General features: G+C 64.6%; 24 protein-coding genes. 23 read left to right on the plus strand and 1 reads right to left on the minus strand.

What is annotated here, in order from left to right; translation table 11 throughout:
* Window positions 1–280: 280 nt before the first annotated feature.
* The 6 genes from QTL95_RS24610 to QTL95_RS24635 all read left to right on the plus strand — a co-directional run bounded on the left by QTL95_RS24610 (window position 281) and on the right by QTL95_RS24635 (window position 2,631).
* Window positions 281–850 carry a head-tail connector protein gene (locus QTL95_RS24610; protein ID WP_289722535.1) on the plus strand — a complete coding sequence of 190 codons (570 nt, stop codon included), beginning with the start codon at window positions 281–283 and terminating at the stop codon, window positions 848–850.
* On the plus strand, window positions 850–1,185 hold the full coding sequence (locus QTL95_RS24615) for a phage head closure protein (protein ID WP_289722536.1): 336 nt from the start codon (window positions 850–852) through the stop codon (window positions 1,183–1,185). The genes QTL95_RS24610 and QTL95_RS24615 overlap by 1 nt, the downstream gene beginning before the upstream one ends.
* Window positions 1,182–1,343 carry a hypothetical protein gene (locus QTL95_RS24620; RefSeq protein WP_289722537.1) on the plus strand — a complete coding sequence of 54 codons (162 nt, stop codon included), beginning with the start codon at window positions 1,182–1,184 and terminating at the stop codon, window positions 1,341–1,343. The genes QTL95_RS24615 and QTL95_RS24620 overlap by 4 nt, the downstream gene beginning before the upstream one ends.
* Window positions 1,324–1,737, plus strand: coding sequence for a DUF3168 domain-containing protein (locus QTL95_RS24625; RefSeq protein ID WP_289722538.1), 414 nt, complete (start codon window positions 1,324–1,326; stop codon window positions 1,735–1,737). The genes QTL95_RS24620 and QTL95_RS24625 overlap by 20 nt, the downstream gene beginning before the upstream one ends.
* A gap of 107 nt (window positions 1,738–1,844) precedes the next feature.
* Window positions 1,845–2,120 (plus strand): type II toxin-antitoxin system TacA family antitoxin, encoded by a 276-nt coding sequence (locus QTL95_RS24630; RefSeq protein WP_289722539.1) that lies wholly within the window; start codon window positions 1,845–1,847, stop codon window positions 2,118–2,120.
* A gap of 4 nt (window positions 2,121–2,124) precedes the next feature.
* Window positions 2,125–2,631 (plus strand): GNAT family N-acetyltransferase, encoded by a 507-nt coding sequence (locus tag QTL95_RS24635; RefSeq protein ID WP_289722540.1) that lies wholly within the window; start codon window positions 2,125–2,127, stop codon window positions 2,629–2,631.
* Here QTL95_RS24635 and QTL95_RS24640 read toward each other — a convergent pair.
* Window positions 2,619–3,827, minus strand: coding sequence for an MFS transporter (locus QTL95_RS24640; RefSeq protein WP_289722541.1), 1,209 nt, complete (start codon window positions 3,825–3,827; stop codon window positions 2,619–2,621). The genes QTL95_RS24635 and QTL95_RS24640 overlap by 13 nt on opposite strands.
* Before the next feature lie 135 nt (window positions 3,828–3,962).
* Here QTL95_RS24640 and QTL95_RS24645 point away from each other — a divergent pair, with 135 nt between their 5' ends.
* The 17 genes from QTL95_RS24645 to QTL95_RS24725 all read left to right on the plus strand — a co-directional run bounded on the left by QTL95_RS24645 (window position 3,963) and on the right by QTL95_RS24725 (window position 19,115).
* On the plus strand, window positions 3,963–4,370 hold the full coding sequence (locus QTL95_RS24645) for a phage major tail protein, TP901-1 family (RefSeq protein ID WP_289722542.1): 408 nt from the start codon (window positions 3,963–3,965) through the stop codon (window positions 4,368–4,370).
* Window positions 4,370–4,726 (plus strand): gene transfer agent family protein, encoded by a 357-nt coding sequence (locus QTL95_RS24650; RefSeq protein WP_289722543.1) that lies wholly within the window; start codon window positions 4,370–4,372, stop codon window positions 4,724–4,726. Before QTL95_RS24645 ends, QTL95_RS24650 begins: the two co-directional genes overlap by 1 nt.
* An 11-nt stretch (window positions 4,727–4,737) precedes the next feature.
* Window positions 4,738–4,956, plus strand: coding sequence for a rcc01693 family protein (locus tag QTL95_RS24655; RefSeq protein WP_289723161.1), 219 nt, complete (start codon window positions 4,738–4,740; stop codon window positions 4,954–4,956).
* A gap of 12 nt (window positions 4,957–4,968) precedes the next feature.
* Window positions 4,969–5,511, plus strand: a complete 543-nt coding sequence (locus tag QTL95_RS24660; protein WP_289722544.1) for a phage tail tape measure protein — start codon at window positions 4,969–4,971, stop codon at window positions 5,509–5,511.
* 7 nt (window positions 5,512–5,518) lie between these two features.
* Entirely contained in the window at window positions 5,519–6,160 is a 642-nt protein-coding gene (locus QTL95_RS24665; protein ID WP_289722545.1) for a TIGR02217 family protein, read from the plus strand.
* Complete coding sequence (locus QTL95_RS24670; protein WP_289722546.1) at window positions 6,157–7,041, plus strand: DUF2163 domain-containing protein; 885 nt, start codon at window positions 6,157–6,159, stop codon at window positions 7,039–7,041. Before QTL95_RS24665 ends, QTL95_RS24670 begins: the two co-directional genes overlap by 4 nt.
* Window positions 7,038–7,511, plus strand: a complete 474-nt coding sequence (locus QTL95_RS24675) for a C40 family peptidase (RefSeq protein WP_289722547.1) — start codon at window positions 7,038–7,040, stop codon at window positions 7,509–7,511. Before QTL95_RS24670 ends, QTL95_RS24675 begins: the two co-directional genes overlap by 4 nt.
* A 309-nt stretch (window positions 7,512–7,820) precedes the next feature.
* On the plus strand, window positions 7,821–11,660 hold the full coding sequence (locus tag QTL95_RS24680; protein ID WP_289722548.1) for a baseplate multidomain protein megatron: 3,840 nt from the start codon (window positions 7,821–7,823) through the stop codon (window positions 11,658–11,660).
* 21 nt (window positions 11,661–11,681) lie between these two features.
* Window positions 11,682–11,888 carry a hypothetical protein gene (locus tag QTL95_RS24685; protein WP_289722549.1) on the plus strand — a complete coding sequence of 69 codons (207 nt, stop codon included), beginning with the start codon at window positions 11,682–11,684 and terminating at the stop codon, window positions 11,886–11,888.
* A gap of 172 nt (window positions 11,889–12,060) precedes the next feature.
* Entirely contained in the window at window positions 12,061–12,309 is a 249-nt protein-coding gene (locus tag QTL95_RS24690) for a hypothetical protein (RefSeq protein WP_037180457.1), read from the plus strand.
* Window positions 12,310–12,361: 52 nt separating this feature from the next.
* The gene (locus QTL95_RS24695; protein WP_037180454.1) at window positions 12,362–13,033 is read left to right on the plus strand and encodes a response regulator transcription factor; all 672 of its coding nucleotides are present in this window, start codon (window positions 12,362–12,364) and stop codon (window positions 13,031–13,033) included.
* Window positions 13,023–14,426 carry a sensor histidine kinase gene (locus QTL95_RS24700; RefSeq protein WP_289722550.1) on the plus strand — a complete coding sequence of 468 codons (1,404 nt, stop codon included), beginning with the start codon at window positions 13,023–13,025 and terminating at the stop codon, window positions 14,424–14,426. Before QTL95_RS24695 ends, QTL95_RS24700 begins: the two co-directional genes overlap by 11 nt.
* 115 nt (window positions 14,427–14,541) lie before the next feature.
* Window positions 14,542–14,967 (plus strand): hypothetical protein, encoded by a 426-nt coding sequence (locus tag QTL95_RS24705; RefSeq protein WP_289722551.1) that lies wholly within the window; start codon window positions 14,542–14,544, stop codon window positions 14,965–14,967.
* A gap of 122 nt (window positions 14,968–15,089) precedes the next feature.
* Entirely contained in the window at window positions 15,090–16,226 is a 1,137-nt protein-coding gene (gene ccmI / locus QTL95_RS24710; RefSeq protein ID WP_289722552.1) for a c-type cytochrome biogenesis protein CcmI, read from the plus strand.
* Complete coding sequence (ccmE, locus tag QTL95_RS24715) at window positions 16,223–16,675, plus strand: cytochrome c maturation protein CcmE (RefSeq protein WP_289722553.1); 453 nt, start codon at window positions 16,223–16,225, stop codon at window positions 16,673–16,675. The genes ccmI and ccmE overlap by 4 nt, the downstream gene beginning before the upstream one ends.
* Entirely contained in the window at window positions 16,672–18,663 is a 1,992-nt protein-coding gene (locus QTL95_RS24720) for a heme lyase CcmF/NrfE family subunit (RefSeq protein ID WP_289722554.1), read from the plus strand. Before ccmE ends, QTL95_RS24720 begins: the two co-directional genes overlap by 4 nt.
* Complete coding sequence (locus QTL95_RS24725; RefSeq protein ID WP_289722555.1) at window positions 18,660–19,115, plus strand: cytochrome c-type biogenesis protein; 456 nt, start codon at window positions 18,660–18,662, stop codon at window positions 19,113–19,115. Before QTL95_RS24720 ends, QTL95_RS24725 begins: the two co-directional genes overlap by 4 nt.
* The last annotated feature ends 92 nt before the right edge of the window (window positions 19,116–19,207 follow it).

Raw genomic sequence — 19,207 nt, forward strand, 5'->3', positions numbered from 1 at the left:
CCGTCGCCCGCAAACTCATCATTCTCGCCAATGCCATCCTCATCCGCAAAGCCGAATGGACGCCGGAATATTGCAGAGAATGAGACATGGTTGCTCCCCGCGGGGGAGAAGGGGAGGTCGGCGCGAGCGGCCCACTCCGAGTCTCTTCTCCCCAGCGGGGAGAAGATGCCGGCAGGCAGATGAGGGGCCACACAGCACAACGTCTGACAGGAAGCAGCACGACGGGCACAACGTCTCAGCTGTCGCCACCCATCTCACCACACCACCAGGAGCCCCACTAATGACCTACGCCCTCATCACCCCACCCACCTCCGAACCCATCACCCTCACGGAGACAAAATCCCATCTGCGCCTCGACGACACCAATGAAGACACGCTGCTCGCCTCCCTCATAAGCACCGCCCGCGAGCACCTCGAACGCGCAACCGGCCTTTGCCTCATCACCCAGACCTGGCGCCTCTATCTTGATTCAATTCCTGAAGACGGCGTGATTCAGATTGCCAAGGGGCCGGTGCAAACCATTGAAAGCCTGACGCTTTACGATGCATCCGGCGAAGAGCTCCAACTGCCGCTCACCGGCCACATCCTCGACGGCCACGCCCGCCCGGCGCGCCTCGTGCTCGGCCGCGCTGTCGGCTCGGGCCGGCCGATCAACGGCATCGAGATCGACTTCACCGCCGGCTTCGGCGAGAGCGGCGCCGAGGTCCCGGATACGCTTAAGCGGGCAATGCTGATGCATGTCGCGCAGATGTTTGCGTTTCGGGGTACGATCGCGGTCGAGGATCAGCCTGCCGATATTCCCGCAGGCTACGACCGCCTGATCGCGCCCTTCATGATGAGGCGGCTCTGATGCGCTCCGTGTTCTTCGATGCCGGCCAGATGACGGCGCGGCTGGAGCTGGAGGCGCCGGTGGAGACGCCGGACGGCCAGGGCGGCGCCACTGTTTCCTTCACCGAAATCGCCTCGCTCTGGGCCCGTATCGAACCGGTGAGCGAACTCAGCGAGGAACAGGCGGGATCGGATGTCTTCACCCTGACGCATCGCATCTGGCTGCGCTTCCGCGACGATATCAAATCCGGCATGCGGCTGCGCAAGGGCGCGCGCGTCTTTGCGATCGGCGCCTGGCGGGATCCCGACGAGCGCGGCAACTATCTCGTCTGTCTTTGCGAGGAGGAAGGCCGATGAGCAAGAACGAAACCGCAAGTACCTGGCCGTCAGTATCGACCGTTACCGTCACCCCGCTCGGTATTACGCTCCGCGATCTCGCCGCCGCGTTGTCGAAGCTCTCGCGCGGCGCGGCATCAGGACGAAAGGAGATCCGTCATGACAAGCGCGGCCAATGACCTCCTGACGGCGATCCGCATCCGCCTGGGCGCCGATGCGGAACTGACGCAGCTGATCGGCCCCGACGGTATTCGAGATCGCCTGATATCAGGCCGGGCGCTGCCCTGCGTCGTCATCGCCGAGCTCGCCAGCAACGATTACTCCACGTCGACGGAGGCCAGCGAGGAGCATCTTCTGACGCTGGAAATCTGGTCCGATGCAGGCGGCAGGAAACTGGCCGAGGAGATCGCCCATCGCGTGCGTACACTGCTGCACGACGCCACCCTCGACCTCGCCGTCCACCATCTGGTCAACCTCCATCATCGCCAGACCCAATCGCGACGGCAGCCGAAGACAAAGCTGCATGTGGCCGAGATGCGCTTCAGGGCGGTGACGGAGGCGGTGGGGGCTTAGCGTGGAGCACGTGCTGAAGATTAATCGCTTCACCGATGTAATTACATCGTGTATACATATAGAGCCGCGACCATAGCGCAGCGTTGTGAACCTGCGGGACCAGATTAATGCCAATCACGAAGAAGAACGAAACGATCAATCTACGCATGGATCCCAGCACACGTGACGTGATCTCGCGTGCGGCAGAGGTAAGCGGAAAATCGCTGACGGCCTTCATGACGGAAGCGGCTTATGCCTCCGCGCAGAAAGAACTGCTGGACCAGCGCTTTGTCGGCGTAGATGCGTCGGTATTCGATAATGTCGAAGCCCTGCTCGCTGAGCCCGCCAAGGCAAACGACAAGCTCGTTGAGCTTTTCAAATCAAACCGCGAATGGATCGATTGAACGGATGTTCCGCAAGCCCGCTCCGCTCGCGGAAAACCATCGGGTCGATGAGTTTGACAGCGGCAAGCCGACTCTGGATGCCTTTCTCAAGGAGATGGCGCTCTACAATCAGCAGCAGGGATATAGCCGGACATTCGTCATCGCGACCGAGGATTATCGTGTCGTGGGCTATCATTCCCTATGTGCCGGGATGATCAGCCGCTACAATGCGCCGAAACAGATCGGCGGCCACGGCGCACCGGGTGAAATCCCGGTCGCGCTGCTGGCGCGGCTGGCGGTTGATCGGCGCTATCAGAGAGACGGACTTGGTAAGGCGCTCCTCAAGAACGCGCTTATGGCGGTCGTATCTTCGGCACAACTGGTCGCTTTCCGCGCCGTCATGGTGCACGCCCTGGACGACGAGGCGGAGGCGTACTACGCTAAATTCGGTTTTCGCTATGCCAAGGGGCTGGAGAGAACCTTGCTGCTGCCGACAAAGGACATCGTCGCCTCCCTCGCTCAGGCAGTCTGAGCAACCGGCCGGGCGCGGCGGATGAGCATGGCGAGCATCGTCACGAAACCGAGCGATACCGCCGCAAGCACGCCGCAGACAGCCATCACCGTGCTGGCGCCGGTGCGGTCTAGGAGGGCGGTGAAGATGACGGGGGCGACGGCGTTGGCGATGTTTTGGGGCAGCGACAGGCGCGCCGCCTGCAGGCCGTATTCGCGCGGCGAAAACAGCGCAAGCGGCAGCAGCGCCCGGGCGACCGCCATGACGCCTGAGCCGAAGCTGTAGATCAGGATGAAGCCGACGAGCAGGGCGGTCGAGGGCGGAATGACGAGGATCAGCGCGAAGCTTGTGACCATCAGCCCGATACCCATGGTCGCGCTGACGATCGGGCTGCCGCGCTTGCCGAGCAGCATGTCCATGCCCCGCGCCGAAATGCCGATGACGCCGCGTGCCGATCCGAGCTGCAGCGCAAGCGCCGGCGAGGCGCCGTATTGGCGCAGGACTTCGAGAAGCGAAGGCGCTAGTCCGAAGGTGACGAAGGTCGAGATCGTCGTTGTCGCGGCAATCAGCAGGAACGCATTGCGCCGGTCGCTCGCCGAGAGCTGGACTGGCGGTGTCAGCATCTGGGCATTGGCTGCCTGCGTTGCGAGCGGTCGCGGCAGCGCGAGAAGATAGAGCGGCAGGCAGATGAACAGATGCAGCGCAGCCGAGATCACGAAGGTAAGCCGCCAGCCGAATTCGGCGGTGAGCAGGCTCAGCACCGGCCAGAAGATCGCACTCGAAAGGCCGGTAAACAGCATCAGGATGGCGATCACGCGCTTGCTGTTTGCGCCCTCGCGCTCGACGACGGCGGTATAGGTCGGCGCGGTGAGGCACAGTGCCGCGCCGATGCCGATGACGACCCAGGAGATCGCATAGAGCACGATGCCATGGCTTACTGCGAGAAGCAGAAGGCCGATCGCGAAAACGATGGATGAGGCTGCGAGCACGCGCGCGGCGCCGTGGCGCTCCAGAAGACGACCGGTCACCGGACCGATGATCGCGCTGACGATCATCATGATGGTCAATCCGCCGAAGACGATCTCGTTCGCCAGGCCGAGCTCCGGCGCGATCACGCGGCCCATGACGCCGAGCATGTCGAAGGTCGTGCCCCAGCCGATCAGCTGCGTCACGGCAAGCACGGCGATCGTCTGGGTCGAGCGCAAGGAAGAGGACATGACAGGTACTTGGGCGATGTAGGATGAGGAAGACCGCGTGGTCGTAGCATCCGCGCCCGTGGGTTGAAAGTGACAAGTCGATGACATCGCACGGGCGTCCCTGAGGGCGCCCTTTTTCGTTGAAGGGATAAGGCCATGGTGGCGCAAAGGGGTAAGGATCTTCTGCTGAAGGTGCTGGACGGCGAGGGCTATGCGACGGTGGCGGGGCTGCGGTCGAAGCGGATCGCGTTCAATGCCGAGACCGTCGATGTGACCGACGCGGAAAGCGTCGGGCGTTGGCGCGAGCTGCTCGGCGGCGCCGGTGTGCAGCGAGCGTCGATCTCGGGGGCCGGCATCTTCAAGGATGCGGCGTCCGACGCGCTGGTGCGCAATGCCTTTTTCAACGGCGCCGTCCTGAACTGGCAGCTCGTCATTCCCGATTTCGGCACGGTGACGGGTCCGTTCCAGGCGACCGCGCTCGAATATTCCGGCCAGTACAATGGCGAGGTTATGTTCGAGCTGGCGCTGGAATCGGCGGGTGCCATCGGTTTCGAGGTGCTGTGATGCGGTCCGCCGGGACACGCGCCAATCGCCGGCGCGGCGAGATCGAGGCCGTCATCGACGGCGAGCGACGGGTTCTGTGCCTGACGCTAGGGGCGCTCGCCGAGCTCGAAGCAGCCTTTTCGGTCGACAGCCTGAACGGCCTTGCCGAGCGCTTCGCCGGCGGCCGGCTGAAGGCGGCGGACATGATCCGCATTATCGGTGCCGGCCTGCGCGGCGGCGGCAATCTTTATTCCGACGAAGACGTCGCCGAAGCCGATGTCGAAGGCGGGATCGGTGGCTATGCCGCCATTGTCGGCGATCTCCTGACCGCGACCTTTCTCGGGGTGGATGCGGACGCCTCCGCCCACCCCCTCTAGCCGCAGCGGGCATCGAGACCGGCAATGCGGCGGGACCGGCGCCATTCCCCTGGGCGCGGGTCCTGCATGTCGGCCTCTGCCTGTTGCGGCTTCCACCAATGCAATTCTGGGCGATGACGCCCCGAGAGTTTCACGCGGCCGCAGGCGGCCTCGCGCCGCGCGGCACGGCCGTCTCGCGCGCCGATCTGGACGGGCTGATGGCCCGCTTTCCGGATGCGCCTCGAGTTTAGCAAGGGAACACCATGGAAAGCGAAGATCTGGATTTCTCCTCTGCCACGGGCGAGGCGGAACTGCTGCAGCGCGCGCTGGATGGACTGGAGGCGCGGTCACGCTCCTTCGGCTCGGCGCTGTCGGGTGCGCTGAAAAGCGCGGTTGCCGGCGGCAAGGGGCTGGACGATGTGCTGCGCGGCCTCGGCAGCCGGCTGAGCGACATCGCGCTCTCGGCCGGGCTGAAGCCCCTTGAAACCATGCTCTCGGGCGCAGCCTCCAGCCTGCTCGGCGATGTCGGCAAGATCCTGCCGTTCGCCGATGGTGGTGTGGTGTCCAAGCCCACCTATTTCCCAATGGGCGGGGATATGGGGCTGATGGGCGAGGCGGGAAGCGAGGCGATCCTTCCACTGAAGCGCGGCGCCGATGGTTCGCTCGGCGTTGCCGCCTCAGGTGGCGGATCGACCCAGATCGTCTTCAACGTCACCGCCACCGATGCGCAGAGTTTCCGCAAGAGCGAGGCGCAGATTTCCTCCATGCTGGCGCGCACCGCAATGCGCGGCCAGCGCAATCTGTGAGGTTTCGATGGCAACTGCCTTTCACGAGGTGCGCTTTCCGCTACGCCTGTCGCTGGCGACCAGCGGCGGGCCGGAGCGACGCACCGATATCGTCAATCTCTCCAACGGCCGCGAGACCAGAAACAGCCGCTGGCGCGACGCGCGGCGCAGCTATGATGCCGGCTCGGGCCTCAGGTCGGTTGCCGATCTCTATGATGTGCTCGAATTCTTCGAGGCCCGAAGCGGCGAGCTCTACGGCTTCCGCTTCCGCGATCCCATCGACTGCAGGTCCCGCCGCCCGGATCAGCCGTTGAGCGCGCTGGACCAGACGATCGGCATCGGCGACGGCGTCAGGGCAAGTTTCCAACTGATCAAGACGTATGGCGATGCTGCCGCCGGCAGCGTGCGCCATATCGCCAAGCCGGTAGCGGGCTCCGTCGTCGTGGCGATCGGCGGCGCCGCGCTGCCGGCCTCGTCTTTCACTTGCGACAGCGCGACCGGGTTGGTGACCTTCGCGGAGGGGCATGTTCCGTCGGCCGGCGCGGCGGTAACGGCCGGATTCGAGTTCGACGTACCGGTGCGCTTCGCCACCGGGCGGATCGACGTCAATCTTTCCGCCTTCAACGCCGGGCGCATCCCGACCATCCCACTGATGGAGATCCTGCCATGAGAACGATCGATCCGGCGCTGAAGGCGCTTCTTGCCGGCGATGCCACGACGCTTTGCCACGCCTGGCGCGTGACACGCGGCGATGGCGTGGTGCTCGGATTTACCGAACACGACCATGATCTGAGTTTCGCGGGAACCACCTTCCTGGCGGCCTCCGGCTTCTCGGCGAGCGCGACCGAGGAGGAAGTCGGGCTTCCAGCGGCGACGAGCGAGGTCGCGGGCGGCTTTTCCAGCGATGCGATCACCGAGGCGGACCTCGAGCGCGGCCGCTATGACGGCGCGCGCGTCGAGGTCTTTCTCGTCAATTGGGCGTCGCCGGACCAGCACCTGCTTTTGAAGGTGCAGGAGATCGGCGATGTTACCCGTGACGCCGGCAGCTTCCGCGCCGAGCTTCGCAGCTTCACGAGCCGGCTCGACCAGCCGCAGGGGCGCGTCTACGGGCGACGCTGCGATGCGAGCCTCGGCGATCAGAGATGCCGCGTCGCCATGGCGCCGCTGACGGCCGAGGGTATCGTCGCGGCGGTGATCGATGCCGGAAGGCTGAAACTCACCGGGATCGGCGATTTTCCCGATGGCTTCTTTCGGTTGGGCGTCCTGACATTTCTCGACAGTGTCAACGCCGGCGAGCGGCTGGATATAGAGATGCATGCCGCGGACGAAGATGGGATGGAGCTGTCGCTCTGGCTGCCGCTGTCGCGCGCGCCCGATGTCGGCGATCGGGTCACGATTACCGCGGGCTGCGACAAGTCCTTCCCCACCTGCCGAGCGAAGTTTGCCAACCAGCTGAATTTCCGCGGCTTTCCGCACGTGCCGGGCGCCGATTTCGCCTACACCTACGCCGATGGCGAAAGCGTCCATGATGGGAGCGCGCTGTTCAAATGACCCTGATCGCGCAACGTGTCCTCGCTTCCGCCGAAAGCTGGATCGGCACGCCCTATAGGCATCAGGCGTCGCTCAAGGGCGTTGGCTGCGATTGCCTCGGCCTCGTCAGGGGCATCTGGCGGGAGATCTACGGTGAAGAGCCGGAGCTGCCGCCGCCCTATGCGCCAGATTGGGCCGAGCGCAGCGGCGAGGACAGACTGATCGCCTCGGCAATGCGGCACTTCGGCAAACCCCTGCCGCCAGCTGAAGCCGCGCCCGGTGATCTGCTGCTCTTTCGCTGGCGGCCCGACATGGCCGCCAAGCATGCCGGCATTCTGGCCCCGGATCGCTTCTTCATCCACGCCTACGAACAGGCGGCCGTCATCCGCTCGCCGCTGGTGCCGAGCTGGCGGCGGCGGATTGCGGCGGCGTTCCGGTTCCCGGAAGTTGTACCGGAACTTGAAAATAGCGTCGATGGACTGTATGTTTGAGGAGTGGTGAGCGGAGTTGGAGCTCCGCCCACCGTTTGCTTAGCTTTTGAAAATGACCCGGACGGCTAGGTACCAGCCCGTCCGGGTTTTTCTTAGGCTAAGCGTGATAGCAAGTGGCAAGAACCACATCGCATCACCTCCCTGATCGAGAGCAAGGCCTTTGCCGAGGCTGGAGAGGCCCGTCCTCTCCAGTGCGCGGGCTGGTCTCGGCGCTTCTGCTTCTGCTCGCGACTGAAACAATCTAACACAATCTTTGCGGGAAAATGCAAGAGCCGTGCGAGCGGCTGGGGCACCGCTGCGGAGCGTTTGATGGCCACTCTCCTTCTTCAGGCCGCCGGCGCCGCCCTCGGCAGCGTTTTCGGACCCGTCGGCGCGATCATCGGTCGGGCCGCGGGCGCGCTTGCCGGCAGCGTCGTCGACCACGCGCTGCTCGGCGGCACATCGACCGTGCGCGGCGCCCACCTCTCGACCGCCCGCATCCCTGGCGCTGATGAGGGAACGTCGATCAACCGTCTTTATGGCGCGGCGCGGATCGGCGGCACGATGATCTGGGCGACGCGTTTCGAGGAGCAGGTGACGAGCGAGCGCACCGGCGGCAAGTCCTCCGGCGGCACCCGCGTCGAGACGTACCGCTATTTCGCCAACATGGCGATCGGCCTCTGCGAGGGGCCGGTGGCGAGCCTGCGCCGGGTCTGGGCCGACGGCAAGGAGCTCGATCTCAACAGGATCGAGATGCGCTTCTATCCCGGCGATGACGAGCAGCAGCCGGATCCGCTGATCGAGGCGAAGCAGGGCGCGGGCATGGCGCCGGCCTATCGCGGGCTGGCTTATGTGGTGTTCGAGCGCCTGCCGCTGGATGCTTACGGCAATCGCATTCCGCTCCTGCAGTTCGAGGTCGTGCGTCCCGTGGGCGGTCTGGAAAACGAGATCCGGGCGGTGTGCATCATCCCCGGCGCCACGGAGCATGGCTATCGCACGGTGACCGTCTCCGAGCAGACCGGTGCCGGGAGTGCCCGGCGGCTCAACCGCAACACCCTGCGCGGCTTGACGGACTGGGAGGTCTCGATCGATGAACTGATGACGCTCTGCCCGAACCTCGAGCGCGTGGCGCTCGTCGTCTCCTGGTTCGGCACCGATCTCAGGGCCGGCAATTGCAAGGTTCTGCCGGGCGTCGAGGTCTCGGCGCGCAATAGCGAAAGCAGCCCCTGGTCGGTTTCGGGCGTTACGCGCGGCAACGCCTATCGCGTCAGCCGCAACAATGGCGGGCCGGCTTATGGCGGCACGCCCGATGATACGAGCGTGGTTTCCGCCATCGCTGATCTCAAGGCGCGCGGGCTCGAGGTCTATCTCTATCCGTTCCTGATGATGGATATTCCCGCCGACAACACGCTGCCCGACCCCTATGGCGCGGAACTGCAGCAGGCCTATCCCTGGCGCGGACGCCTGACCTGTCACCCGGCGATCGGCCAAGCCGACACCGCCGACCGCACCGTGCTGGCACGCACGCAGCTACATTCCTTCGCTGGACCGGCGCAGCCGGGCGATTTCACGGTGTCGGGCCAGCACGTCTCCTATCGTGGTGGCGACGCAGGCTATCGGCGGTTCATCCTGCATTACGGGCAACTGGCGAAGGCCGCCGGTGGGGTCGATGGCTTCATCATCGGCTCCGAACTGCGCGGTCTGACCTCGGTTCGCGACGACGCGGATGCCTTCCCGTTTGTGGAAGCGCTGGCCTCGCTCGCCTCCGCCGTGAAGACATTGCTGCCCTCCACCAGACTCACCTATGCCGCCGACTGGAGCGAGTATTTCGGCTATCACCCCGACGACGGCAGCGGTGACGTCTTGTTCAATCTCGACCCGCTCTGGGTGTCGCCCGCGATCGATGCCGTCGGTATCGACAACTACATGCCGTTGTCGGACTGGCGCGACGGCGATCTGGGTGAGGTCAACCTGGACGGTTTCCGCGCCGCCGACGATCTCTCCGCGCTGACGGCGGCAATCACCGCGGGCGAGGGCTTCGACTGGTACTACCGCAGCGACGAGGATCGCCGCGACCGCGTACGCACCCCGATCACCGACGGTGGCGGCAAGCCCTGGCTCTACCGCTACAAAGACATCGCCGCATGGTGGGCCAATCCGCATTACGAGCGGATCGGCGGCGTGGAGCGTGCCGAGTCGACGGAATGGACACCATCGGGCAAGCCGGTCTGGTTCACCGAACTCGGCTGCGGGGCGATCGACAAGGGTGCCAACCAGCCGAACGTCTTCGCCGATCCGAAATCCGCCGAGAGCGCCGTACCCTACTTCTCCAACGGCACGCGCTCCGACAGCGCCCAGCGGCGCTTTCTCGAAGCGCATCATCAATGGTGGAACGGTGAGGGCGCGCCGCCGGGAATGGTTGATCCCGGCCATCTCTTCATCTGGGCCTGGGACGCGCGGCCTTTTCCCGCCTTCCCACAAAATATCGGCCTGTGGAGCGACGGGGCCAATTGGGCGACCGGCCACTGGCTGAACGGAAGGCTGGGCGGCGGCACGCTGGCCGACGTGATCGCGGCCGTGCTCGCCGACCACGGCTTTGACGATTTCGACGTCTCCGAAGTCAGCGGCGATGTCACGGGCTATGTGCAGGGCGATGTCACCTCGGCACGCAGCCTGATCGAACCGCTGCTGCAGGCCTTCCAGATAGACGCCTTCGAGGATGCCGGCCTGCTGCGCTTCCGCTCGCGCATGAGGGCGAGCCTGCCGCCAATCGAACTGGACACCTTCGTCGATAGCGAGGACGAGCCGCTCTGGCAGGAGACGCGGGGCCACGGCAGCGATTTCGCCGCCGAGGCGATGCTGACCTTCTATGATCCCGCCCAGGACTACGAGCAGGCGAGCGTACGCTCGCACCGCGCGGCGGCCGGCACGAACAGGGTGATCAAGCAGGATCTCACGGCCGTCATGTCCGAGGAGGCCGCGCTTGCGGCCGCCGAGGCCCTGTTGCGCGACAACAGGATCGCCCGCCAGTCGATCCGCTTCTCGCTGTCGCCGAACGAAGTGCATCTGCAGCCGGGCGATGTCGTGAGTCTGCCGAATGGCCCCGCCGGACGGTTTCTGATCTCGCGCATCGAGGACGGCGGCAGCAGGAGCGTCGAGGCGAGGGCATTCTCGCCCTCGGCCGGCGGCGCGTTGCGCGAGGCATCCGGAGGCAGGACGGACGACAATGGTGCGGCCGACCTCTTCGCCCCGGTCGTGCTGCTGATGGATTTGCCGCGTTTCGATGGCGGCGATGCGGCTGGCTTCGCGCGCGGCGCAGTTTTGGCCAAGCCCTGGTCGGCGGTGGGGCTGTCGTCCTCCGCAACGCAGGAAGGCTACAAAGGAAGGGTGCTGCTCGACCGCCCGGCCCGCATCGGCACGCTTGTCGGTCCGTTGGGGCAGGGAGTGCTCGGTCGTTTCGATTGGTCGCAGACGCTGGAAATCGATCTGCCCTATGGCGGGCTGTCCTCGGCGGATGCGGTCTCGGTTCTGAACGGTGCCAACATGCTGGCGCTGCTGGCTGCGAATGGCACCTGGGAAGTCCTATCGTTTTGCCAGGCGGAGGAGATTGCCGCCGGGCGCTGGCGTCTCAAAGGCCTGCTGCGCGGACTGGCCGGAACCGACGATGCCATGCGAGCGGGTGCCGAGGCCGGCGCCTCGGCGGTGCTGCTCGACGAAGCGGTCAAGCCGCTGGGTCTCGGCAGCGACGAAATGGGACTGCGGCTGAACTGGATCGCCGAGACAGCGACCTCCGCGGCAAAGGCGGGGCCCTTTTCCTTCGAGGGTGGGATGAGGGCGCAGACACCGCTCTCTCCCGTCCATCTGCGCTGCGCCCGCGACGTATCCGGCGCAGCCGTCTTTTCCTGGATACGCCGGGGGCGGGACGATGCCGACGGCTGGACATCTTCCGACATCCCGTTCGACGAACCCTATGAACGCTACGCCATCGAGTTGCTCGAAGGCGATGTGGTCGTCCGCTCCGCCGAAACCGACCGGCCGCAATGGACCTATCCGCCAGCGGATGAAGCCGCCGACTTTGGCGGCGCGCAGCAAAGCCTCACCATCCGCGTCCGCCAACTGGGCCAGCGCGTGCCGCTGGGCTTTCCTGTTGTCGCGAGTTTTTCAATCTGAACTTTCAAAAAGGAGGCCGACATGATCGAACTCAAATCCTGGTACACCTCGAAGACCATCTGGGGCGCGATGATCGCCGTGATCGCGTCGCTGCTGCATGTGAGCGGCATCGATATCCCGAGCGCCGATCGTGGCCTGATCGTCGACGCGATCGTCAACATCGCGGGCGCCCTCGGCGGACTTCTCGCCGTCTATGGCCGCGTCACCGCCAGGTCGGGGATCAAGTAGCATCTTCAGGGTTGAACCGGCGGCAGGGATGGTCGTTACCCTGTTGCCGGAAGGCCGCGTTTGCAAACGCAGAAACGTTCTAAACATCCGTCATTACAAGGCATTCATTTGCCATTCAGGTCACGTGAGTACATAGTCTCGTCAAGTTTGATATCCACTGGAAGCATAGCACATGGCCTCTCCCTTGAGCGTCGCAGCGTTGGCCGCAGGGCTCGCGCTAACGTCGCCCTCACCGGAAAATCCGCGCAACCTTGTCGTGCGCGTCGCAGGCGATTGCAGCGATGCCGCGCGTGCCGTCGTGGAAAAAACCGGCGGCCAGCTTCTTTCCGTTCAGCCATCCGGCGATAGCTGTATCATCACGGTTCTTGTCCAGGGAAACGGCCAGCGCCCGCGCAAGGTCACGGTCAAGGTTCCGATGTAGGCAGAATCGGCCTATGAGACAGCGAAGAGATCAAGCAGGGTAGAGCAGGCCGATGCGCATTCTGGTAGTCGAAGACGACGTCAATCTGAACCGCCAACTGAGCGAGACCCTGAAAGAGGCGGGCTATGTCGTCGATCAGGCCTTCGATGGCGAGGAAGGCCACTTCCTCGGCGACACCGAACCCTATGATGCCATCATCCTCGACATCGGCCTTCCCGAGATGGACGGCGTGACCGTGCTCGAGAAGTGGCGCGGTTCCGGCCGTGGCATGCCGGTGCTGATCCTGACCGCCCGCGACCGCTGGAGCGACAAGGTCGCCGGCATCGACGCGGGCGCCGACGACTACGTCACCAAGCCTTTCCATGTCGAGGAAGTGCTGGCCCGCATCCGCGCGCTCATCCGCCGCGCCGCTGGCCATTCCTCCTCCGAGATCGTCTGCGGCCCGGTTCGCCTGGATACCAAGACCTCGAAGGCCGTGGTCAACGGCGTGACGCTGAAGCTCACCTCGCACGAATACCGTCTGCTCGCCTATCTCATGCACCACATGGGCGAGGTCGTCTCTAGGTCCGAGCTGGTCGAGCACATGTACGACCAGGATTTCGACCGCGATTCCAACACGATCGAAGTTTTCGTCGGTCGTCTGCGCAAGAAGATGGGCGTCGACCTGATCGAAACGGTGCGCGGGCTCGGCTACCGCATACAAGCGCCGAGCAATGCGAATTAAGTCGCTCACCGCACGCGTCCTGCTACTGACCACTATCTGGTCGACCGTGGCGCTCGTCGTCATCGGCCTGTTGATCTCGACGCTCTACCGCAAGAGCGCCGAGCGCGGCTTCCAGGACCTGTTGCGGGCGCAGCTTTATAACGTCATCAACTCCGTCACCATCGGCGACCAGGGCGCGCTATCGGGCAGCCCGCAACTTGGCGATCTTCGCTTCGCCCAGCCGCGCACCGGTTGGTACTGGGTGGTGGAACCGCTCGGCACCTATACCGCGCCGCCGCTGGTCTCTCCCTCTCTCGGCAACGTCGCCATTCCCACCCCCTCGGTGCTGGAAGCACCCTTCGACAAGAACTACGAGCGCTACTACCAGGTCACCGACGCATCGGGAAACCGGATACAGGTGGCCGAGACCGAAGTCGTGCTCGACACCGACGGCCGCGCCGCACGCTTCCGCGTCACCGGCAATGTCGACGTGGTCGAGGACGACGTCCGCAACTTTTCCCACAGCCTCTATCTCGCGCTCGCAGGCTTCGGCGTCGGCAGCCTGATCGTCAACGCGCTTGCGATTCTCTATGGACTCAAGCCTCTCGACAAGGCGCGCGGCGCGCTGGAGCGCATTCGCGCCGGCGAGAGCGAGCAGCTGAAGGGCGAGTTCCCGCGCGAGATCCTGCCGCTCGCCAACGAGGTCAACGCGCTGATCGACAGCAACCGCCGCATCGTCGAGCGCGCCCGCATGCAGGTCGGCAATCTCGCGCACTCGCTGAAGACTCCGATCGCCGTGCTGCTCAACGAGGCCCGCGTGCTGGACCAGTCGCACGGCGACCTCGTGCGCAACCAGGCCGAGGCGATGCAGGGGCAGGTGCAGTCCTATCTCAACCGCGCCCGCATCGCCGCGCAGCGTGAATCCGTTCTTGCCCGCACCGATGCGGAGCCGGCGCTGGAGCGTCTGGTGCGCGTCATGCGCCGCCTGAACGTCGACAAGGAGTTCGAACTGGTGGTGACGCCGCCGCATCTGGCCGTCGCACTGGAACAACAGGATTTAGAGGAAGTCGTCGGCAACCTGCTCGAAAACGCCGCCCGTTTCGCCGTCCACAAGGTGCGTCTGTCGGCGACCGACGCGGCCGAGGACATCAAGGGCGTCGACGGCAGTTCGCGCCGACATTGGGTCGAAATTGTTGTGGAGGACGACGGCCCGGGATTGGAGCCGGACCAGATCCGCGAGGCGCTGAAGCGCGGCAAGCGGCTCGACGAGAGCAAGCCGGGCACTGGCCTCGGCCTTTCCATCGTCACCGAGATTTCCAACGAATACCAGGGGCGGCTCGAGCTGTCGCGCGGCGAGTGGGGCGGCCTCAAGGCGCGTCTTATCCTGCCAGGCATCACAAAGGATGTTGCGTGAGCAACCGCTTGGTGTCAGAAAGAGACAGGCAACTGCATAGCATGCTTTGCCTTAATGCCTGCGGGGCGCGATGCGCCGGTGCGGCTTGTTTGGCATCTGTTTTTGGTTCGGCTGAATGATACTACGTTCGCAAGGCATGGTCGTTTCTTCGCTCGTTTTTGCCGTGGCGCTGTCCAGCTGCCAGACAACGAAGAGCGGAAGCTCGGGCGGTCTGTTCTCCAGCAAGCCCTCGGCATCCGCCGAATTCATCACCGCGCTGAACGGTGGCATCGTCGGCCGTAGCGGTGTGACGCTGAGCGACAGCGACCGCCAGCGCGCGCTGGAAGCGGAATATCGCGCGCTCGAGGGCGCGGCCGTCGGCCAGCCTGTCGTGTGGAGCGGCCGCAATGTCAGTGGCAGGGTCGTCGCCTCCGCTCCCTATCAGGTGGGCTCGCAGAATTGCCGGCAGTACACACACACGCTGACAATCGAAGGCAAGGAAACCGTGGCGCGGGGCTCTGCCTGCAGAAACGACAACGGCAGCTGGTCGCCGCTCGGCTGATCCTACCCTGCGGTTGCGGGAATGGCCGGTTTACCGTGACGCTTTGCGGCCAAACGCCTCAATTCTTTGTCAACGCCGCTTTGCTTGTTGGAATGCCGCTGCGCTTAGAGTAATGGGCGACCATGCTTTTCTGGATTATAGTGGCCGTCATGACGGCTGTCGTGGCCGCCATTCTGCTTTACCCGCTTCTGCGCGGCGCGAGGCAGGCCGATACCTCCCGCGCCGGCGAAGCCGCCGTCTATCGCGATCAATTGCGTGAACTCGATCGTGATCTTGCCGGCGGCCTGATTACCGCCGAACAGGCGGACTATGCCCGGGCCGAGATAGGCCGGCGCCTGATCGCCGTATCCGCGCCCGAGGCAGTAGCCGATCGCAAGGTCACCAAGGGCCATAGGCTGACCGAAGCCTTCATCCTGATCCTGCTGCCGATCATCGGTCTCTGTCTCTACACCATGTCGGGCAGACCGGATCTTCCCTCGCAGCCACTGGCCGCGCGGCTGGCCAATCCCGGCAACGACATGGCCGTGCTTGTGGTCAAGGCGGAGCAGCATCTCGCCGACAATCCTGACGACGGCAAGGGCTGGGACGTGCTGGCGCCGATCTATTTCCGCTCCGAGCGCCTGCCGGAAGCCGAAGCCGCCTATCGCAACGCTATCCGTCTTCTCGGTGCCAACGCGGCGCGCCTCGACGGACTGGCCGAGACGCTGATGGCAGCATCCGGCGGTATCGTCACCGAAGACGCCCGCAAGGTGCTGGAACAGGCGCTGCAGTTGGAGCCGGACAATCCGCGTGCCAGCTTCTATCTGGCGCTCGGGCTGGAGCAGACGGGCAAGGCAGACGAGGCCCGCGCGGCCTTCGAGACGATCGCCAGACAATCGCCCGCCGATGCGCCGTGGCTGCCGCTGGTGAACGAGCATATCGCCAAGAATGGTGGTACCGTGGCGGATGCTGGCGCGCGGACGCTCGGCGGTCCCACCACGGCCGACGTGGCCGCCGCCGAAAACATGAACGCTGGCGATCGGCAGCAGATGATCCGCGGCATGGTCGATAGTCTCGATGCCAAGCTCAAGGATGATCCGAACAATCTGGAAGGATGGCTGCGGCTCGTGCGTTCCTACAGCGTTATCAACGAAAAGGATCGCGCTGCCGACGCCCTGAAGCGCGGTCTCGCGGCGTTCCCGGCAAGCGGGGAACAGGGCAAGCAGCTTGTCGCGCTCGGGCGCGAACTTGGCATCGACACAGAAGGAACGGCGCAATGACGCGCAAACAGAAGCGTCTGGCGGTCATCGCGGGCGGCATGGGCTTCATCCTCGTGGCCGTTCTCCTGGTGATGTTCGCATTCAGCCGGTCGGTGGCCTACTTTTACATGCCGGCTGACCTCGCCAACAACCCCGTGCCACCTGGCACCCGCATCCGCCTGGGCGGTCTCGTCGGAGAGGGAAGCGTCGTGCGCGGCGTCGGCTCCACGGTGCAGTTCGCGGTGACGGATGCCACCGGTGAATCGGTGCAGGTGCGCTACACCGGCATCTTGCCGGATCTGTTCCGCGAGGGGCAGGGCGTGGTCACCGAGGGGCGCTTCGAAACTGGCAGCGATACCTTCACCGCCGATACGGTGCTGGCGAAACATGACGAGAAATACATGCCCAAGGACGTCGCCGACAGGCTGAAGGCTCAGGGGCTCTGGAAGGAAGGCGAGGGCGCGAAATGATTATCGAGCTTGGCCACTACGCTCTGGTGCTGGCGCTGGCAACGGCGATCATCGTCTCATTCGTCCCGGCCATCGGTGCCGCGCGCCGCGACCAGGCGATGATGGATATCGGCCCGCTCGGCTCGGTACTGCTGTTCGCGCTGGTGGCGTTTTCCTTTGGCGTGCTGACCTACGCCCATGTCGTGTCGGATTTCTCCGTGCAGAACGTCTGGGAGAATTCGCACTCGCTGGTGCCGCTGCTCTATAAATATTCCGGCGTCTGGGGCAATCACGAGGGATCGATGATGCTCTGGCTGCTGATCCTGGCGCTGTTCAGCGCGTTGGTGGCGATCTTCGGGCGCAATCTGCCGGATACGCTGAAGGCCAACGTGCTCTCCGTGCAGGCCTGGATTTCCGTTGCCTTCATCTTCTTCATCCTGTTGACCTCCAACCCCTTCGCGCGCCTCTATCCGGCTCCGGCAGAGGGCAAGGATCTCAATCCCGTGCTGCAGGATGTCGGTCTCGCCATCCATCCGCCGCTTCTCTATCTCGGCTATGTCGGCTTCTCCGTCTGCTTCTCCTTCGCGGTCGCCGCGCTTCTGGAAGGCCGCATCGATGCCGCCTGGGCGCGCTGGGTGCGTCCCTGGACGCTCGCCGCCTGGACGTTCCTGACACTCGGCATCGCCATGGGCTCCTATTGGGCCTATTACGAACTCGGCTGGGGCGGCTGGTGGTTCTGGGATCCGGTCGAAAACGCATCCTTCATGCCATGGCTTGCCGGAACGGCGCTCCTGCATTCGGCGCTGGTGATGGAAAAGCGCGAGGCGCTGAAGATCTGGACCGTGCTCTTGGCGATCCTGACCTTCTCGCTGTCGCTGATGGGCACCTTCCTCGTCCGCTCAGGCGTCCTCACTTCGGTGCACGCCTTCGCCAGCGACCCGACGCGCGGTATCTTCATCCTTTGCATCCTGCTGATCTTCATCGGCGGCGCGCTGTCGCTCTTCGCCTTCCGCGCGCCGCTGCTGACGGCTGGCGGCCTGTTCGCGCCTATCTCGCGGGAAGGTGCGCTCGTCGTCAACAACCTCATCCTCACCGTCGCCTGCGGCACGGTGCTGACGGGAACGCTCTATCCGCTGCTCTTGGAAACGTTGACTGGCGACAAGATTTCCGTCGGCCCGCCCTTCTTCAACATGACCTTCGGCCTGTTGATGGCACCGCTCCTCGTCATCGTTCCCTTCGGGCCGATGCTCGCCTGGAAACGCGGGGATATGCTGGGCGCGCTGCAGCGCCTCTATGTCGCCGCCGGCCTCGCCTTCGTGGCGGCGCTCGTGTTCTTCTATGCCGAGCATGGCGGTCCGGTCCTCTCCGTCCTCGGTCTTGCGGCCGGTCTATTCCTGGTCTTCGGCGCTGTTGCCGATCTTTGGTATCGTGCCGGCGTCGGCAAGGTCGCGCCTGGCATTGCGTGGCGCCGGCTGAGAGGCCTGCCACGCTCCGCCTTCGGTACGGCACTCGCCCATGCGGGCCTCGGCATTTCCGTGCTCGGCATCGTCGCCGTCTCGACCTTCCAGACCGAACACGTCACTGAAATGAAGCAGGGCCAGACGGTCGAGGCCGGCGGCTATAGCCTGCGCTTCGACGGCATGAAGCCTGCCAAGGGTCCGAACTACACAGAGGAGCGCGGCCATTTCACGATCGCGCGCGGCGGTGTCGAGGTTGCCGATGTGTGGTCGTCGAAGCGCATCTATGTGGCGCAACGGATGCCGACCACCGAAGCCGGCATTCTGACTTTCGGGCTGAGTCAGCTCTACGTTTCCCTCGGCGACGCCACCGAGAATGGCGGCATGGTCGTCAGAATCTGGTGGAAGCCGTTCATCCTGTGCATCTGGGGCGGGGCGCTGGTCATGGGCCTGGGCGGTTTCGTGTCGCTCAGCGATCGCCGCCTGCGCGTCGGCGCGCCGAACCGCAGGAAAAAGGCCGTGGCCGCTGGCGCCATGGAGCCGGCGGAATGATCGCCCGGCTTCTGCTTCTCGTGGGGCTGCTGCTTTCAGCGGCTCCGGCCTTCGCCGTCAACCCGGACGAGGTTCTAGCCGATCCCGCGCTCGAAGCGCGCGCCCGCGCAATTTCCGCTGAACTGCGCTGCATGGTCTGCCAGAACCAGTCGATCGACGATTCCAACGCCGAACTGGCCAAGGACCTGCGGCTTCTCGTGCGCAAGCGCCTGACCGATGGTGATAGCGACCAGCAGGTTATGAGCTACATCGTCTCGCGCTATGGCGAGTTCGTGCTGTTGAAGCCGCGCTTTGAAATGAAGACCGTTCTTCTTTGGGGCGCGCCCGTCCTGCTGATCCTTGCCGGCGGTCTTTCGCTTGCAGTCTTTGCCCGGCGCCGGGCCGGAAAGCCGACTGGATCCAGCCTGACCGCGGATGAACAGGCCCGCCTGAACGAACTTCTGGACCAATAATTTCAATTGTTTAGGCTGGCCGTGTGCGAGATCGGCGCGGCCTTCTGCGCGTATTCGCAAGAACTTGCCGACATTACCGATTTTTCATCGCC

The organism is Rhizobium sp. S152, assembly GCF_030380735.1.
Lineage (GTDB): Bacteria > Pseudomonadota > Alphaproteobacteria > Rhizobiales > Rhizobiaceae > Rhizobium.

What these genes read in the sequence shown, in the direction of transcription:
- QTL95_RS24680 (WP_289722548.1), top strand. Translation starts at nt 7,821, where the DNA reads ATGGCCACTCTCCTTCTTCAGGCCGCCGGCGCCGCCCTCGGCAGCGTT.
- QTL95_RS24670 (WP_289722546.1), top strand. Translation starts at nt 6,157, where the DNA reads ATGAGAACGATCGATCCGGCGCTGAAGGCGCTTCTTGCCGGCGATGCC.
- QTL95_RS24610 (WP_289722535.1), top strand. Translation starts at nt 281, where the DNA reads ATGACCTACGCCCTCATCACCCCACCCACCTCCGAACCCATCACCCTC.
- QTL95_RS24700 (WP_289722550.1), top strand. Translation starts at nt 13,023, where the DNA reads ATGCGAATTAAGTCGCTCACCGCACGCGTCCTGCTACTGACCACTATC.
- QTL95_RS24650 (WP_289722543.1), top strand. Translation starts at nt 4,370, where the DNA reads ATGCGGTCCGCCGGGACACGCGCCAATCGCCGGCGCGGCGAGATCGAG.
- QTL95_RS24690 (WP_037180457.1), top strand. Translation starts at nt 12,061, where the DNA reads ATGGCCTCTCCCTTGAGCGTCGCAGCGTTGGCCGCAGGGCTCGCGCTA.
- QTL95_RS24705 (WP_289722551.1), top strand. Translation starts at nt 14,542, where the DNA reads ATGATACTACGTTCGCAAGGCATGGTCGTTTCTTCGCTCGTTTTTGCC.
- QTL95_RS24645 (WP_289722542.1), top strand. Translation starts at nt 3,963, where the DNA reads ATGGTGGCGCAAAGGGGTAAGGATCTTCTGCTGAAGGTGCTGGACGGC.
- ccmE (WP_289722553.1), top strand. Translation starts at nt 16,223, where the DNA reads ATGACGCGCAAACAGAAGCGTCTGGCGGTCATCGCGGGCGGCATGGGC.
- QTL95_RS24630 (WP_289722539.1), top strand. Translation starts at nt 1,845, where the DNA reads ATGCCAATCACGAAGAAGAACGAAACGATCAATCTACGCATGGATCCC.
- QTL95_RS24695 (WP_037180454.1), top strand. Translation starts at nt 12,362, where the DNA reads ATGCGCATTCTGGTAGTCGAAGACGACGTCAATCTGAACCGCCAACTG.
- QTL95_RS24635 (WP_289722540.1), top strand. Translation starts at nt 2,125, where the DNA reads ATGTTCCGCAAGCCCGCTCCGCTCGCGGAAAACCATCGGGTCGATGAG.
- QTL95_RS24640 (WP_289722541.1), bottom strand. Translation starts at nt 3,827, where the DNA reads ATGTCCTCTTCCTTGCGCTCGACCCAGACGATCGCCGTGCTTGCCGTG.
- QTL95_RS24685 (WP_289722549.1), top strand. Translation starts at nt 11,682, where the DNA reads ATGATCGAACTCAAATCCTGGTACACCTCGAAGACCATCTGGGGCGCG.
- QTL95_RS24720 (WP_289722554.1), top strand. Translation starts at nt 16,672, where the DNA reads ATGATTATCGAGCTTGGCCACTACGCTCTGGTGCTGGCGCTGGCAACG.
- QTL95_RS24725 (WP_289722555.1), top strand. Translation starts at nt 18,660, where the DNA reads ATGATCGCCCGGCTTCTGCTTCTCGTGGGGCTGCTGCTTTCAGCGGCT.
- QTL95_RS24675 (WP_289722547.1), top strand. Translation starts at nt 7,038, where the DNA reads ATGACCCTGATCGCGCAACGTGTCCTCGCTTCCGCCGAAAGCTGGATC.
- QTL95_RS24620 (WP_289722537.1), top strand. Translation starts at nt 1,182, where the DNA reads ATGAGCAAGAACGAAACCGCAAGTACCTGGCCGTCAGTATCGACCGTT.
- ccmI (WP_289722552.1), top strand. Translation starts at nt 15,090, where the DNA reads ATGCTTTTCTGGATTATAGTGGCCGTCATGACGGCTGTCGTGGCCGCC.
- QTL95_RS24625 (WP_289722538.1), top strand. Translation starts at nt 1,324, where the DNA reads ATGACAAGCGCGGCCAATGACCTCCTGACGGCGATCCGCATCCGCCTG.
- QTL95_RS24660 (WP_289722544.1), top strand. Translation starts at nt 4,969, where the DNA reads ATGGAAAGCGAAGATCTGGATTTCTCCTCTGCCACGGGCGAGGCGGAA.
- QTL95_RS24615 (WP_289722536.1), top strand. Translation starts at nt 850, where the DNA reads ATGCGCTCCGTGTTCTTCGATGCCGGCCAGATGACGGCGCGGCTGGAG.
- QTL95_RS24665 (WP_289722545.1), top strand. Translation starts at nt 5,519, where the DNA reads ATGGCAACTGCCTTTCACGAGGTGCGCTTTCCGCTACGCCTGTCGCTG.